This is a genomic window from Vreelandella xerophytica, assembly GCF_968048975.1.
This window is the reverse complement of the sequence record NZ_OZ309106.1, coordinates 534,252-547,507: the sequence shown is the minus strand read 5'-3', so window position 1 is coordinate 547,507 and position 13,256 is coordinate 534,252. Positions and strand designations below refer to the sequence as shown.

Annotated in this window: 16 protein-coding genes; 10 read left to right on the top strand and 6 right to left on the bottom strand. The window is 62.2% G+C overall.

The genetic code is table 11. The annotated features are described in order from the left end of the window. The first annotated feature begins 42 nt into the window (after positions 1-42). From ACWF8S_RS02605 to ACWF8S_RS02570, 8 genes are all read left to right on the top strand, one after another. Positions 43-1,929 (top strand): beta-ketoacyl synthase, encoded by a 1,887-nt coding sequence (locus ACWF8S_RS02605; RefSeq protein ID WP_447556541.1) that lies wholly within the window; start codon positions 43-45, stop codon positions 1,927-1,929. After that, positions 1,929-2,420 carry a pantetheine-phosphate adenylyltransferase gene (gene coaD / locus ACWF8S_RS02600; RefSeq protein ID WP_447555264.1) on the top strand — a complete coding sequence of 164 codons (492 nt, stop codon included), beginning with the start codon at positions 1,929-1,931 and terminating at the stop codon, positions 2,418-2,420. Before ACWF8S_RS02605 ends, coaD begins: the two co-directional genes overlap by 1 nt. Positions 2,421-2,563: 143 nt before the next feature. Further along, entirely contained in the window at positions 2,564-2,812 is a 249-nt protein-coding gene (locus ACWF8S_RS02595; RefSeq protein ID WP_447555263.1) for a YfhL family 4Fe-4S dicluster ferredoxin, read from the top strand. A gap of 7 nt (positions 2,813-2,819) precedes the next feature. Next, positions 2,820-4,115 carry an MATE family efflux transporter gene (locus ACWF8S_RS02590; RefSeq protein WP_447555262.1) on the top strand — a complete coding sequence of 432 codons (1,296 nt, stop codon included), beginning with the start codon at positions 2,820-2,822 and terminating at the stop codon, positions 4,113-4,115. 91 nt (positions 4,116-4,206) lie between these two features. Continuing rightward, the gene (locus tag ACWF8S_RS02585) at positions 4,207-5,517 is read left to right on the top strand and encodes a short-chain fatty acid transporter (RefSeq protein WP_447555261.1); all 1,311 of its coding nucleotides are present in this window, start codon (positions 4,207-4,209) and stop codon (positions 5,515-5,517) included. 76 nt (positions 5,518-5,593) lie between these two features. After that, positions 5,594-6,118 (top strand): acyl-CoA thioesterase, encoded by a 525-nt coding sequence (locus tag ACWF8S_RS02580; protein WP_447555260.1) that lies wholly within the window; start codon positions 5,594-5,596, stop codon positions 6,116-6,118. Between the two features lie 32 nt (positions 6,119-6,150). Continuing rightward, positions 6,151-7,155 (top strand): ion transporter, encoded by a 1,005-nt coding sequence (locus ACWF8S_RS02575; RefSeq protein ID WP_447555259.1) that lies wholly within the window; start codon positions 6,151-6,153, stop codon positions 7,153-7,155. A gap of 81 nt (positions 7,156-7,236) precedes the next feature. Next, entirely contained in the window at positions 7,237-7,848 is a 612-nt protein-coding gene (locus ACWF8S_RS02570) for a LysE family translocator (RefSeq protein WP_447555258.1), read from the top strand. A 21-nt stretch (positions 7,849-7,869) separates the two neighbouring features. Here the strand turns inward: ACWF8S_RS02570 and ACWF8S_RS02565 are convergent, their stop codons facing one another. Together ACWF8S_RS02565 and ACWF8S_RS02560 are read right to left on the bottom strand one after the other, a co-directional pair. Further along, positions 7,870-8,241 carry an I78 family peptidase inhibitor gene (locus ACWF8S_RS02565; RefSeq protein ID WP_447555257.1) on the bottom strand — a complete coding sequence of 124 codons (372 nt, stop codon included), beginning with the start codon at positions 8,239-8,241 and terminating at the stop codon, positions 7,870-7,872. Positions 8,242-8,361: 120 nt separating this feature from the next. Beyond that, entirely contained in the window at positions 8,362-8,493 is a 132-nt protein-coding gene (locus ACWF8S_RS02560) for an entericidin A/B family lipoprotein (RefSeq protein ID WP_447555256.1), read from the bottom strand. A 167-nt stretch (positions 8,494-8,660) separates the two neighbouring features. Between ACWF8S_RS02560 and ACWF8S_RS02555 the strand changes: the two genes are divergently transcribed. Further along, complete coding sequence (locus tag ACWF8S_RS02555) at positions 8,661-9,080, top strand: HIT domain-containing protein (RefSeq protein WP_447555255.1); 420 nt, start codon at positions 8,661-8,663, stop codon at positions 9,078-9,080. Between the two features lie 6 nt (positions 9,081-9,086). On the opposite strand, the gene ACWF8S_RS02550 is transcribed toward ACWF8S_RS02555, so the two are convergent. Genes ACWF8S_RS02550 through ACWF8S_RS02535 form a run of 4 tightly spaced genes read right to left on the bottom strand, consistent with a single transcriptional unit; the run spans position 9,087 to position 11,771 of the window. Beyond that, complete coding sequence (locus ACWF8S_RS02550) at positions 9,087-10,166, bottom strand: nickel/cobalt transporter (protein ID WP_447555254.1); 1,080 nt, start codon at positions 10,164-10,166, stop codon at positions 9,087-9,089. Beyond that, positions 10,166-10,855 (bottom strand): DUF1007 family protein, encoded by a 690-nt coding sequence (locus ACWF8S_RS02545; protein ID WP_447555253.1) that lies wholly within the window; start codon positions 10,853-10,855, stop codon positions 10,166-10,168. Before ACWF8S_RS02545 ends, ACWF8S_RS02550 begins: the two co-directional genes overlap by 1 nt. Then, positions 10,855-11,226: a hypothetical protein gene (locus tag ACWF8S_RS02540; RefSeq protein WP_447555252.1), complete on the bottom strand. Its 372-nt coding sequence runs from the start codon at positions 11,224-11,226 to the stop codon at positions 10,855-10,857. Before ACWF8S_RS02540 ends, ACWF8S_RS02545 begins: the two co-directional genes overlap by 1 nt. Further along, entirely contained in the window at positions 11,223-11,771 is a 549-nt protein-coding gene (locus ACWF8S_RS02535) for a hypothetical protein (RefSeq protein ID WP_447555251.1), read from the bottom strand. Before ACWF8S_RS02535 ends, ACWF8S_RS02540 begins: the two co-directional genes overlap by 4 nt. A gap of 215 nt (positions 11,772-11,986) precedes the next feature. Here ACWF8S_RS02535 and ACWF8S_RS02530 point away from each other — a divergent pair, with 215 nt between their 5' ends. Continuing rightward, positions 11,987-13,132 carry a glycerate kinase gene (locus tag ACWF8S_RS02530; RefSeq protein WP_447555250.1) on the top strand — a complete coding sequence of 382 codons (1,146 nt, stop codon included), beginning with the start codon at positions 11,987-11,989 and terminating at the stop codon, positions 13,130-13,132. The last annotated feature ends 124 nt before the right edge of the window (positions 13,133-13,256 follow it).

Below are 13,256 nucleotides of genomic sequence, written 5' to 3'. Positions count from 1 at the left end.
CACGAGGAATCCGGCTTGTCACACTTACCGGTGATTGTCGGCATGGGCGGCATCAATCCTGCTGGCAGAACCTCGGGCCATCAGGCCTTTCGCCGCACCGTGCTTGATGCGCTACCCACTGATCTCAAGCGCCATACGCTTCAAAGCCTGGCCGCGCTGATGCGCCTGGCCACGCATACCGATCAAGGGTGGCAGGATGGTCAGGGCGCACCACTGAGCGCCCCGGGCGATGCGCTGCGCGATCAGGTCCTGAACCATACGCTGATCCGCCGCAACGAAGACCCGCGTTTTCTCGCCCCGGGGCTGCCCGCTGCGCGCCGCGCGGAAATGGCGCTCAGTGCTCCGCTGCACTTTACCCTTCGCCGCCGCCAGTTGCCGGAAGACCTGCCTGCGAATTGGCAGGTCAGTTCGCACGAAGACCCTCGCTATGTGAACGTCACCGTACCTGGCGGCACCCTGGAGGCGCTGCTCCCCGATGCGCAGCCGCCCAAGGTCATCGCCGCCGCCCAACTGCCCAGCGGCTTCGACCCGGCCAGCCTTTACCGTAGCGTGCACCATCCGCGCGGGCTCTCCATGGCGATTTTCGCCGCCAGCGACTGCCTGGGCGCCAGCGGACTGAGCTGGGAAAGCCTGCGCGAACGCCTGGACCCGGACAAGGTCGCCGTCTACGCGGGCAACTCCATAGGCCAGCTGGACGACGAAGGCTGGGGCGGGCTTCTGAAAAGCCTGGTGAGCGGAAACCGCGCCACCTCCAAGCAGATGCCGCTGGGCTATGGGCAGATGCCGGCGGACTTTCTGAACGCCTACGTGCTGGGCAGCCTCGGCGGCACTGGCGCCGCACTTGGTGCCTGCGCAAGCTTTCTGTACAACCTGCGCCTGGGCATCAACGATATCCGCGAAGGCCGTGCCCGGGTGGTGATGGTAGGCACCTCGGATGCGCCGATCACCCCCGAGATCGTCGAAGGGTTTCGCGCCATGGGCGCGCTTGCCGATGATGCGAGCCTGAAGGCGCTCGATACCTTGGAGCTTTTGACCGATGCCGACTACCAGCGCGCCTGCCGGCCGTTTGCGCAGAACTGCGGCTTCACCATCGCCGAGGCGAGCCAGTTCGTGATGCTGATGGACGACAGCCTGGCCCTTGAAGTAGGGGCGGATATCCAGGGCGCCGTGCCGGAGGTGTTCGTCAATGCCGACGGCTTCAAGCGTTCGATCTCGGCCCCGGGTATCGGCAACTACATTACGCTGGGCAAGGCGGTGTCGCTAGTGCGCGACATGCTGGGCGAGAAGTCGCTGACTCAGCGAAGCTTTGTGCATGCCCACGGCACCAGCACGCCGAAAAACCGCACTACCGAATCGCACGTGCTGCATGAAATTGCCCGGGCCAACCACATTCATGATTGGCCGGTAGTGGCGATCAAGGCGTTTATCGGCCACTCCCAGGGGTCGGCGGCGGGTGACCAACTGGCCAGTGCCCTGGGCAGTTTCAGCCACCGTCTATTGCCCGGCATCAAGACGCTGGACGCGGTGGCAAGCGATGTCTTCGCCGAGCGGCTGCGCTTTTTCAAGGCGCCTATCGAGTTTGAAGCCGACGCCAGTTTTCTCAACGCCAAGGGCTTTGGCGGCAACAACGCCACCGGCGTCGTGCTCTCGCCCGAGGTGACCGAGCGCCTGCTGGCCAAGCGCCACGGCGTCGCGGCCATCAGCGCCTGGAAAAAGCTCCGGGAAGAGGTAAGAGCCCAGGCCCAGACCTATCTCGCCCAGGCGGATCGGGGCCAGTTTGCGCCGCGCTATCAGTTCGGTGAGGCGGTACTGGAAGGCCCGGAGCTTGGTATCGAAGCCGATCGCATCCATATTCCAGGCTACGCTCAGCCGGTCTCGCTGAAAGTGGACAACCCCTTTGGCCGACTCAACGACGAGGAGGACACCTGATGCACGCCGAGCACCCAACGATCGCCGTCTATCCGGGTACGTTCGACCCGATCACCAACGGTCATTTCGATCTTATCGAGCGCGCCGCCCGGATGTTCGATCAGGTGGTGATCGCCGTGGCCGAAAGCCCGAACAAGCAGCCCGCCTTGAGCCTTGAAAAGCGCATCGCCCTGGCCGAGTCAGCCTGTTGCGCCCTGCCCAATATCTCGACGGTCGGATTTTCGTCGCTTTTGACCACCCTGATGAACGAGCTGGGCGCGCGTATCATGCTGCGCGGCATTCGCGCCGCCTCCGACTTTGAGTACGAGCTGCAGCTTGCTAACATGAACCGAGCGCAGAACCCGGAACTCGAGAGCGTGTTTCTCACGCCAGCGGTGGAGAACTCGTACATTTCATCGACCATCGTGCGTGAAATCGCCAAGCTGGGCGGCGACGTTTCGGCGCTGGTGCCGCCCCAGGTCGTTCAAGCGCTACGCGAGCGCTATGCGTGATCCGCAAGCATACGCGGCGCCGCCCCGATGGCGCGGGAACAATGGTTCAAACGTGAAGGCGCGTCCTCATCTGATTTATCCGCCCGAGCCGCCGCTTGGGCAAGTCAGCCATTCGTGAGCAATTTATTCATGAGGTACTGCCCATGGCCCTAATGATCACCGACGAATGCATCAACTGCGACGTCTGCGAACCGGAATGCCCTAACGACGCGATCTCGCCGGGCGAGGAGATCTACGTGATCGACCCGGGCCTTTGCACCGAGTGCGTAGGCCATTTCGACGAGCCCCAGTGCCAGCAGGTGTGCCCCGTGGACTGCATTCCGCTGGACCCCGAGCGCCCCGAATCCAAAGAGCAGCTGTTAAAGAAATATCACATCATTACCGCCGCCTGACCCATCCGTGCGTATCTGGGCGCTCGCCTGGCCGATCATTCTTTCCAACATTACCGTCCCGCTGCTGGGGCTGGTGGATACCGCCGTGGTGGGCCACCTGCCGGATTCGCGCTATCTGGCCGCCGTGACCCTCGGGGCCACGCTGTTCAGCTTTCTCTACTGGGGATTCGGCTTTCTGCGCATGGGGACCACGGGTCTGGTGGCCCAGGCGGTCGGCCGGGAAAACCCTACCGAGGTACGTAACCTTCTGGGCCAGTCGCTTTTGCTGGCGCTCGGGATCGGCCTGCTCTTGATGCTGGTGGGCTCGCCCTTGATCGAGCTGGGACTGTGGCTGCTGGACGGCAGCGACACGGCCAAGGCACTGGCCCGGGAGTACGCCACGATCCGGCTGTATTCGGCCCCGGCGGTGCTGGCCAACTACACGCTGCTGGGCTGGTTTCTGGGCCAGCAGAACGCCCGGGTCACGCTGATGATCCTGGTGCTCACCAACGGCGTGAATATCGTGCTGGACGTGTGGTTCGTGATGGGCCTTGGCATGACCAGCAACGGCGTAGCGCTGGCCAGCGTCATCGCCGACTACAGCGCGCTGGCCTTTGGTACCTGGCTGGTCCTGCGCCAGCTGCGCCTGCTGCAGGGCACCTTCGAAAGGTCTCGGCTTTTCGCGCTTCACGCCTATAAAGCGCTTTTCAGCATCAACGCGCATCTTTTCGTCCGCACACTGGGGCTCTTGTTCGCCACGGCGTTCTTCACCGCCCAGGGCGCACGCCAGGGCGACACGGTACTGGCTGCCAACGCCGTGCTGCTTCAGTTCATCCTGCTGACGAGCTACGCCCTGGACGGCTTCGCCCACGCCGCCGAATCGCTTACCGGCCGGGCCTTCGGCCGGCGCGACTGGGCCGAGTTTGCCGCCGTGGTGCGCGAGGCCGCGCGCTTTTCGTTCTATACCGCGGCCTTGGCCGCCCTTGCCTTCGCGCTTTTCGGCAACGCCCTTATTGCCCTGCTGACCGGTCTTGTCGAGGTGCGCGTCGCGGCGGCGGCGTATCTTCCCTGGATGGTGGCGATGCCCCTGATTGCCGTGTGGAGCTACCTGCTCGATGGTGTATTCATTGGCACCACCGCCGTGCGCGAGATGCGCAACAGTATCTTTATCGGCCTTGTGGTGTACCTGCCGGCCTGGTGGCTTGGCCAGGGGCTTGGCAACCACGGGCTCTGGCTTGCCTTCACCCTTTTCATGCTGACCCGCTCGGGCGTGCTGGTCGGCTACTACGTCCATTTTCGCAAAACCCGCTGGCACACGACGTAGAATCCCCTTCTTGCTTTTTTAAGGATGAAAAAAGCGCTCCAGGCTCGTATATTGACCACGCACTTCCTATAACGAATAAAGCGAGCCTCTTATGCTACGGTTTATCTCCAGACCTGCGGTCAGACTAGTCGAGCGCTATCTGCCCGATCCTTTCATCTTTGTGCTGCTGCTGACTCTGGTCGCCTCGATAGCCGCCGTTGCCGTGGAGCGCCAGACGCCGCTGGCCGTTTTACGCATGTGGGGGGACGGCTTCTGGGGGCTCTTGACCTTCTCGATGCAGATGCTGCTGGTTCTGGTGACCGGTTTCATGCTGGCAAGCTCCCCGCCGGTCAAGCGCCTTCTTCAACGCCTGGCAGGCACGACGAAAACGCCGGGCGGGGCGATCATTCTAGTGACCCTGGTGTCGCTGGCGGCCAGCTGGATCAACTGGGGCTTTGGCCTGGTGGTCGGGGCGCTGTTCGCCAAGGAGCTTGCCCGCCTGATCCGGGTGGACTACCGTCTGCTGGTAGCCAGCGCCTACTCGGGTTTTGTGGTGTGGCACGGCGGCCTTGCGGGTTCCATTCCGCTGACGATTGCCACCGAAGGTCATTTCTCCGCCGACCAGATCGGCGTCATCGGCACCGGCTCGACCATCTTTGCGTTTTTCAACCTGGCCATCGTGGTCTGCCTGTTTATCGCCATTCCGCTGATCAACCGCTTGATGCTGCCCGCGGAAAAGGACAGCGTGTATGTGGATGTCAAGCTTCTCGACGATGCGCCCGAACCCGTCGCCCGAACCACCCGCCCCGCCGAAAGACTCGAAAACAGCACCGGGCTTGCGCTGCTGGTGGGGATTCCCGGGGTCGTATTCTTGCTGGATCATTTCTTGCTGCGCGGTGGGAGTCTCAACCTGAACGTGGTCAACTTTTTGTTCCTGTTTCTGGCCATTGTCCTTCACCGCACCCCCCATAACCTGTTGACCAGCCTGAACGAGGCGATCAAGGGCGGCGCGGGTATCGTCATCCAGTTTCCGTTCTACGCCGGCATCATGGCGATCATGGTGGAGTCGGGGCTGGCCCAGAGCCTGTCGGAGTGGCTGGTGTCGTTTGCCAGCGCCACCTCCTTGCCGTTCTGGTCGTTCATCAGCGCCGGTATCGTGAATGTTTTCGTACCCTCCGGCGGGGGCCAGTGGGCGGTACAGGCACCGGTCATGCTGCCCGCCGCCGAAGCGCTGGGCGCGGACGTTGCCCGGGTCGCCATGGCGGTCGCCTGGGGCGATGCCTGGACGAATCTGCTGCAGCCTTTCTGGGCGCTGCCGGTACTGGCCATCGCCGGGCTGAAAGCCAAGGACATCATGGGCTTTTGCTTGATTCAGCTGTTCTTGACCGGCGCGATCATCTCCATCGGGCTCTTGTGGTTTTAACGCGCCGGGCCGCCTGCCTTCGGGCAGGCACTCTCTTTTCATGACGTACCCCGAAGACCCATCACCAAGGCTTGTTATGACGAACACCCCAAGCATGGACACCACCGCCCTGCCCGGCCAGCGCGAACTTTCCATGACGGTCCTGATGACGCCGGACATGGCCAATTTCAGCGGCAAGGTGCACGGCGGTGCTATTCTCAAAAAGCTGGATGAAGTGGCCTACGCCTGCGCCAGCCGCTACTCGGGCCACTACGTGGTGACGCTTTCCGTCGACCAGGTGCTTTTCAAGCAGCCCATTCTGGTCGGCGAGCTGGTCACGTTCCTGGCATCCGTCAATCACGTAGGCCGTTCGTCCATGGAAATCGGCATCAAGGTGGTGGCGGAGGACATTCGCGAGAAGCTGATTCGTCACACCAACAGCTGCTACCTCACCATGGTGGCAGTCGACCAGCAAGGCCAGCCGGCCCAGGTGCCGCCTCTGTCACTGAACACACCGCTTGAGAAGCTGCGCTTTGAGAAAGCGGCGCTGCGTAAAAAGCTTCGAAAGCAGGCCGAGCAGGAAGAAAGGCTCGCCCAGCAGCATCACAAGGACGGGCTCTGACCCGTTCTCGTCCATCAACGAAAGGAGTCTTCATGCTCGCCCGAGAGCGCCACCCCAAACTACCCAAGGCCGTGGAGTACGCGCACATCGGCTGGGACTTTTTCATTCTGGCCGCGGTGATCATCAACCTGGCGCTGCTGCTGTTCGACTCGCTTTTTTTGCTGGACCCGCTCAACCGGGCGCTTGAAAGCGTCGCCCCGGGCTTTCACAGCTTTTACGACACCACCATCCACAGCCGCTTTTTCTCGATAGACCTGGTGTTCGTGGCGATCTTCGTCGTCGATGTACTCCTGGGCTGGATAGCCGCGGTGGTGGAGCGGCGCTACCACCGCTGGTTTTTCTACCCGTTCATTCACTGGTACGACGTACTGGGCTGCATTCCCCTGGCGGGCTTTCGCTGGCTGCGTGCGCTCAGGGTACTTTCGCTGATCCATCGACTGCACCGGCTGGGTCTGATCAACGTGAGACACTGGTCGAGCTTTCAGTTCTTCGCCAAGTACTACGATATCCTGCTCGAAGAGCTTTCCGACCGGATTGCGCTGCGCCTGATGGGCAACGTTCAGCAGCAGATCCTGGCCGCCGACTCGTTGACCGAACGGCTCGTCGATCGGGTCATCATGCCGCGCAAGGCCGAGCTGATCCACGAGATCACCCAGCGTCTGGAGGCCACCGTCGGCAAGGCCTACCAGAAAAACCGCGAATCGATCATGGACTCCATCGACGGTCTGATTACCCGTACGCTCAAGGAGAGCCCGGAGATCCAGCGACTCAACCGCCTACCCATGGGTGAAACGGCCTCCAACGCCATGCAGGCTTCGCTGAGCGGCGTGGCGCAGCGTCTGGTGGATGAACTGGCGCTGGGCATTCACTCCTCGGATTTTCGCCAGCTTGTCGAGCGCACCGCCGAAAGCGGCTTCGAGAGCTGGCTCACCGTGGACGAGACCAGCGCCTACGTCACCGAACAGGTGCTCTATGACATTATCGAAATGCTCAAGGAGCAGGTTCGCCGCCAGCGCTGGAAGGACCGTTACGACTGATCGCCTGAACGCGTATCCCCGGGCTCGCTCGATCAGGGCGAGCCGGCGCTCAAGCCAACAAGATCCTCAGAGCCGATGTGAATGAACAACGAATGGCTTTTACTGCTGGGCCCGGTAGCGGTTTTCATGATGTCGATGACCTTGACGCCCGGGCCGAACAACTTGATGTTGACGGCCTCGGGCGCAAACTTTGGCGTGCGCCGTACCTTACCGCACATGGGGGGCATCCTGGGCGGGTGCTTTTGTCTTTATCTGGCCATCGCGCTGGGGCTTGGGGTGCTGTTCGAGCGCATTCCCATTCTGCAGATGGCGCTTCGCTGGGCGGGCAGTGCCTACCTACTGTACCTGGCGTACAAGATAGCCACGGCCCCTCCACCGAACCTGAACGACACCAAGGCCCGAGGGGCGCCGCTGACGTTCTGGCAGGCGGCGCTTTTTCAGCTCGCCAACCCCAAGGCCTGGGTGCTCGGGCTTGCGCTGATTGCCGGCTTTCTACCCGACAAGGGCCCGGCGCTGATCAACGCGGTCATTCTGGTAGGCTTTGCCGAGCTGGTGGCGCTGCCGTGCCTATTGATATGGGCGATATTCGGAGTCGCCATCGGCCGCTTCATCAAGACCGATGGCGCCTGGCGGGCCTTCAATATCACCATGGGGCTTTTGACCGCCGCCTGCGTAGTGCTCATCCTGCGCTAAACCCACACGCTGAAAAGCAGCTTAGCCGCAGCGAAACGCGCTTATCCGCCCGCGTTCGTCGAGTTCGATATTGAGCCGATCTTCCCGGTATTCCATGGTGGCCATGCTGTCCGGGGTGAGTACTCGCACATCGCGGGCGCCGCTTTCGGCTTGAAGCTCGCGGGTGCGCGCTTCGGTAAGCTGCTCGCCCACGGCCTGGCCAAGCGAGGCAATAGCGCAGCCGCCTGACGGCGCGCTTTCACTTACCCTAGGCGGGGGCGGCGCGCTGACATCCGGCGAACTCGGTGCCTCCAGCGTACCCGTCTGGGTAGCGCAGGCACTTAAAAGAAGGGCCATGACCAGGGCGCTGGCGGCCACCGGGCAGGTCTTGAGAAATTGCTTGGCGTTTTGCATGCCACGTATCCTTGTGAATGCAGGGGGAACAGGGCCGTCGCCCAAGGGCTTTCAACCCGCGACCTTGAACAAAAAGCAGGCGAGAGAACATCTCGCCTGCTTTTGGAGCACTCGCCGAGGTTATTCGGCGGCGTCCTGCACGGCACGACCGCCGGCTTGTACGTCCTGGCCTGCGCCGGAAACGGTGTTGCAGCCTGCCAATGTGGAGGCGCTAATCAGTAGAATGAAGCTTGCCGCGAGTAGTTTTTTCATCATGTTCTCCTTGACAATTATAGGTCGGGAAAGCCTTCGCTTGAGGTTATAACGCAGGCGTCGTCTCAGCGTAACAGCGTTTGGACGATCATGCCCATTTAACACTGCGCCCGGCCTGGATAACAACTGCTATGATGACTGTCAACGTTTGAGCCAGGAGCGCTTTTGTGACCGCTTTCACCCTAGACCCCCGTTTGGCCGCCGATACCCTGTCGCTTGGCGATCTACCGCTATGCCGCGCGCTTTTGATGAACGACGCCCGCTACCCCTGGGTGATCCTGGTACCGCGAAAAGAGGCGATCACTGAAGTCTTCGAACTCTCGCTGGAGGAGCAAGCCCAGCTGTGGCGGGAAGCCACGGCACTGGGCAAGGCCATGAACGTAGCGTTTCAAGGCGACAAGCTCAATATTGCAACGCTTGGCAATGTGGTCAGCCAGCTTCACGTTCACCTGGTAGTTCGCTTTGAAAGCGATGAAAGCTGGCCGGCCCCGGTATGGGGCAAGGGCGAGGCGATGGCTTACACCCCCGAGCAGCAAAGCCGGCGCCGCGAGCTGATTCTTGCTCATATGGCCAAGCTTGCGCTCTAGGCGCTGTCAAGGGGGGCCAAGCGGTGTCGCGCCCTGGCGGGAGGTCGGTTCGCCGAACAGAGGTGAACTTGCCGGCTGATTGAACCCCGCCACCGACAGCGAGATGCCCAGAAAAACGATCACAACGCCGCCCGCCAGCGCAGCCCATCCGGCCACTTTCGCCATCCAGCGCTGGTTTGCCTGCCTTTGCAACCGTCGTGTGGCCCAGCCCCGGGCAAAGACACTGGCCAGCGCCAGCGCAGAAACCGTCATGCCGGTGCCGATAGACATGGCAACCACCGCCATCACGCCGACATGAAACTGCCCTAAAAGCCCCGCCGCCCCCAGAAGCAGCACCGCCCCCGAGCAAGGACGCATACCGATCGCCACGACGGTCATCAGTGCGGTGCGCCAGTCAAGCGCCTGATCGGGCTCGATGTGGTGCGCACCGCCACAACAGTGGTGGTCGTGAACGTGATGATGCGGGTGCTGGAGCACCGGGGGCGCCGTCGCACTCAGCAAATGACCCGAGGCGACAGGCGTAAACGTCGCAGGCGTTGACGTACGATAGGCGTGGCGAAGCTGACGGGCCGCCCGCAAGCAGAGCCAGACGCCTAACAGCGCCACCAGCAAAAAGCTTGCCTGTTCGACCCAGACAACGCTGCCCATGGCCTGACGGGTGACAAAACCCAGCCCATACACCAGCACGCCCACCAGCACGATGGCAGTCACCCCCTGCAGCAGCGAAGCGGCAAAGGAGAGTCCCAGCGCACGCCGCGTAGCGCCACCATGAGAGGCCAGATAGGTAGCCAGCACCGCCTTGCCGTGACCCGGGCCCGCCGCATGGAAGACCCCATAACCGAAACTGACGCCCAGAAGCGCCTGCCAGGCACTGGCCGAAGGGGTGCGGGAAAGTTCGGTGATCGCAAGGGTGAGCGAGCGATGAAGATCGCGCTGCCAGGCAAGAATCTGCAGGCTTGCGCCCTGAAAATAGCTATAAGCGATATACCCGGCGAGCGCCAGGAACGCGAAAACGACCACCGCACCCAGAAGCCGGCGGCGGCCAGGCGGTGCGTCGGTTTTCTTAGCGAGCGTGCTGTGCATCATCAAGCCCCGTTGCATCGAACATGGCCGGTCTCAGCGAAAAAGCGCCCGAGATCCGGATCGCCCTCTTCACCCTTGTCCAGAAGCGCTGCCTGAAGTACCAGCTCCGGATCCGGGTCTGCCGGGGTGATGCTCAGCGCGCAGGAAGGTCCGCCGGCAAGCTGCAGGGCGTTTTCCGCAGGCGCGCCGTTTTGCTCTTCGTGGACCACCTCGATGTAGTAGGTCGGGTCGAAAATCTGGTACTCGAGGGTGGCGCCGTCAAGGGCGACCGGCTCGGCCAGGGGCAGCATGAACATGTACACCAGGCGGCCATCGCGCTCGAAGGTGGTGTATTCGCTCACTTCATCGAGTGCCTGGCGCTCACCATCCACCCAGAGCTCGGTGAAATAGTGCTGGGTGGACAGGTTGTCACGAATCTCATCGCCCAGCTGATCCAGCCCTTGTTCGAAGGTGGCGTCTTCGACCCGAGAAAGCTCGTCGAACACGATCAGACTGTAAAACGGATCCATCCGCCAGGTTTGGCGAAGCCCGACTGCGCGGTGCTCCTCGTCGGTCATTACCTGAACACTCAGATCGATCCATCCATGAGGGTGGCCATGAGCGCTCGTACTGATCAGAGCACCGAATGAAAGCGTCGCTAACCAGATGCCTGTACGCTGAATCGGTGAGCGTGCGTTTGCCGCATTGTCCATCAGGGGGCCTCTCCCAGGCGCTGCTGCAGTTCCACAAGCCAAGGGTCAAGTAAATAGGGCGCCAGGGGTGTCGATCCTCGAAGGGCAGAAACACTGACCTGGCTGGCCCCGTTTTGGGGGTTCACCTGAAGCATCAAACGATACTCCGGCCAGCGAGCAAGGGTACCCTCTGCCCGTCCAAGGGCAAGATCGGCGTGGCGAATGACATAGCCCTGGGCCACCATCAGATCCACCGCTTCACGAAAGGTGCGCTCGGCGGCGGCGTTGAAACGAAGCTCGCGAGGCTGCACGGGTTGGGTAGTGGCGCACCCGGCAAGCGCAACCGCCCCCAGGGCGAGCGCGACGATGAAGGCCCGGCGTAATTGTGTCATAAACGCCTCCCCGGGCGTGCAAGAGTGGGTAGCGCCGATTGAAAGCGCTGGCAGAAATCGTCAGCGCTGGCGGTGCGAGATTCGCGCATATCGCGCAGGTGGTCGAAACGGCGAATGTCTCGCGAGATGCGCATGTGGGCGTTGTGCACCAGCACACTCACCCGCTCGCTTTCCACCGGCTGACGGCCGATTCCTCCGCCAAGACCCACGCCGACCGAGGAGCCGCGCCCGATGCCGAAACCACCGAAGATGCGCATGCCCGACCCATAGCGATAACCATTATCGTAAGGGTCGTAATACCCTACCAGATCGCGCTCTTTACTCGCACTCACCAGACCAAGTTCGGTGTCGGTGCTGTCCAGTTCGAAGCCCCAGTTTTCCAGCAGCGCGACGCTTTGAGTCAGAACATCGCTTGGTGGCGTATCCCCGATGGAAAAATGACACGAAGCCGAAGGGGCGGGTTCGGCACGCGGCAGCTGGTCCGGCAGCGTCTGACAGCCCGTCAGCGCCAGCAAGCAGGCAATACTGATCGGTAGTGTTTTCATAAAGACTCCCTCGCCATCGAGTACTGCCTGAACGCGCGCTTTGCGCTCAAGCCATCAGACAGAACCCCAAACCGGCTTTCTTGTCATCAAGTGTTGAGTAAAAGACCGTCAAGTGAAAGGCGCTGGTACGCGCCAGACCGCCACGTTAAGCTCGTCACTCATGAACCCCTACCCAAGACAATAAATCAACCATAAGGTTTTATGGAGGTTGCGTAATGAAGGTTGTGCTTTGCCCTGATAGCTTCAAGGACGCGCTCGGCGCCGAACAGGCCGCCCACGCCATGGCAAAAGGCGTTACCCGGGCGTGCCCCACCGCCACCGTCTTTTCCTGCCCGCTGGCCGACGGCGGTGAGGGAAGCCTGGATGCATTGATTGCTGCCACCCACGCAAAGCGCTGCCAGGTCGATGTGACCGACGCCCTGGGCCGGCCCCGCCAGGCAAGCTGGGGATGGCTTGCCAAGGAGCGTACCGCCTTTATCGAGCTGGCCCAGGCCAGCGGTTTGCAGCATTTAAGCACGAATGAGCGCAGCGCCCTTCATACGACCACGTACGGGGTGGGCGAGCTGTTTCGGGCAGCCCTGGATGCCGGCGCCCAAAAGGCCCTGCTGCTGCTGGGCGGCAGCGCCACCAATGACGCCGGCGCCGGCATGCTGCAGGCGCTGGGGGCAAGCTTGAAGGACCAGCATGGCCAGGAGCTGCCCCCGGGTGGCGCGGCGCTTTCATCGCTTGAGACGCTGGATCTGTCCGGGCTGGATCCTCGCCTTGGCACGCTTCATGTCGAGGCCGCGGTGGATGTGGACAACCCGCTTCTGGGCCGCCACGGCGCCAGCGCCGTGTTCGGCCCGCAAAAAGGCGCCACCCCGGAGGATGTCGCGATTCTCGATCAAGCCCTCGAACGCTTTGCCGATATCAGCGCAGCGGCCTTGGGTGCTGACCAGCGCTCCCTGGCCGGCGCCGGTGCCGCAGGGGGAATGGGCTTTGCAGCGGCCAGTTTCTTGAACGCCACATTGAAGCCGGGTATCGACATCATCATGGCGCAGACCAACCTGGCGGCCTTGATCGATAAGGCCGACCTGATCATTACCGGCGAGGGGCGCCTGGACGGCCAGAGCCTTTCGGGCAAGACGCCGATCGGCGTGGCGCGCGCCGCCAGAAAACGCGGCAAGCCTGTGGTGGTGCTGGCAGGCAGTCTGGGGGAGGGGTGGCAGGCGTGCCTCACGGAAGGCGTGAGCGCCGCTTTCGCCCTGGCCGACGGCCCCATGACGCTCGACGAGGCACTGCCACGCACCGCCGAACTCTTGAGCGCGCGCTGCGAGAGCATCACTCGACTCTGGCAAAGCCGGCCCCCGGTTGAAAAATAGCCAGGCTGCCTGCATCTAGGTTGATAGCCGGCAGGGCCGATACCGTTACGCTATAAAGGCGATACACAAAACCCGCTTTATTGCGCCAGCCAGCCCCGGTAACCTTCATCAGACGAATTTGATG

Coding starts and splice junctions, on each gene's coding strand:
- ACWF8S_RS02605 (WP_447556541.1), top strand. CDS start 43: ATGGGCGGCATCAATCCTGCTGGCAGAACCTCGGGCCATCAGGCCTTT.
- coaD (WP_447555264.1), top strand. CDS start 1,929: ATGCACGCCGAGCACCCAACGATCGCCGTCTATCCGGGTACGTTCGAC.
- ACWF8S_RS02595 (WP_447555263.1), top strand. CDS start 2,564: ATGGCCCTAATGATCACCGACGAATGCATCAACTGCGACGTCTGCGAA.
- ACWF8S_RS02585 (WP_447555261.1), top strand. CDS start 4,207: ATGCTACGGTTTATCTCCAGACCTGCGGTCAGACTAGTCGAGCGCTAT.
- ACWF8S_RS02580 (WP_447555260.1), top strand. CDS start 5,594: ATGACGAACACCCCAAGCATGGACACCACCGCCCTGCCCGGCCAGCGC.
- ACWF8S_RS02575 (WP_447555259.1), top strand. CDS start 6,151: ATGCTCGCCCGAGAGCGCCACCCCAAACTACCCAAGGCCGTGGAGTAC.
- ACWF8S_RS02570 (WP_447555258.1), top strand. CDS start 7,237: ATGAACAACGAATGGCTTTTACTGCTGGGCCCGGTAGCGGTTTTCATG.
- ACWF8S_RS02565 (WP_447555257.1), bottom strand. CDS start 8,241: ATGCAAAACGCCAAGCAATTTCTCAAGACCTGCCCGGTGGCCGCCAGC.
- ACWF8S_RS02560 (WP_447555256.1), bottom strand. CDS start 8,493: ATGAAAAAACTACTCGCGGCAAGCTTCATTCTACTGATTAGCGCCTCC.
- ACWF8S_RS02550 (WP_447555254.1), bottom strand. CDS start 10,166: ATGATGCACAGCACGCTCGCTAAGAAAACCGACGCACCGCCTGGCCGC.
- ACWF8S_RS02545 (WP_447555253.1), bottom strand. CDS start 10,855: ATGGACAATGCGGCAAACGCACGCTCACCGATTCAGCGTACAGGCATC.
- ACWF8S_RS02540 (WP_447555252.1), bottom strand. CDS start 11,226: ATGACACAATTACGCCGGGCCTTCATCGTCGCGCTCGCCCTGGGGGCG.
- ACWF8S_RS02535 (WP_447555251.1), bottom strand. CDS start 11,771: ATGAAAACACTACCGATCAGTATTGCCTGCTTGCTGGCGCTGACGGGC.
- ACWF8S_RS02530 (WP_447555250.1), top strand. CDS start 11,987: ATGAAGGTTGTGCTTTGCCCTGATAGCTTCAAGGACGCGCTCGGCGCC.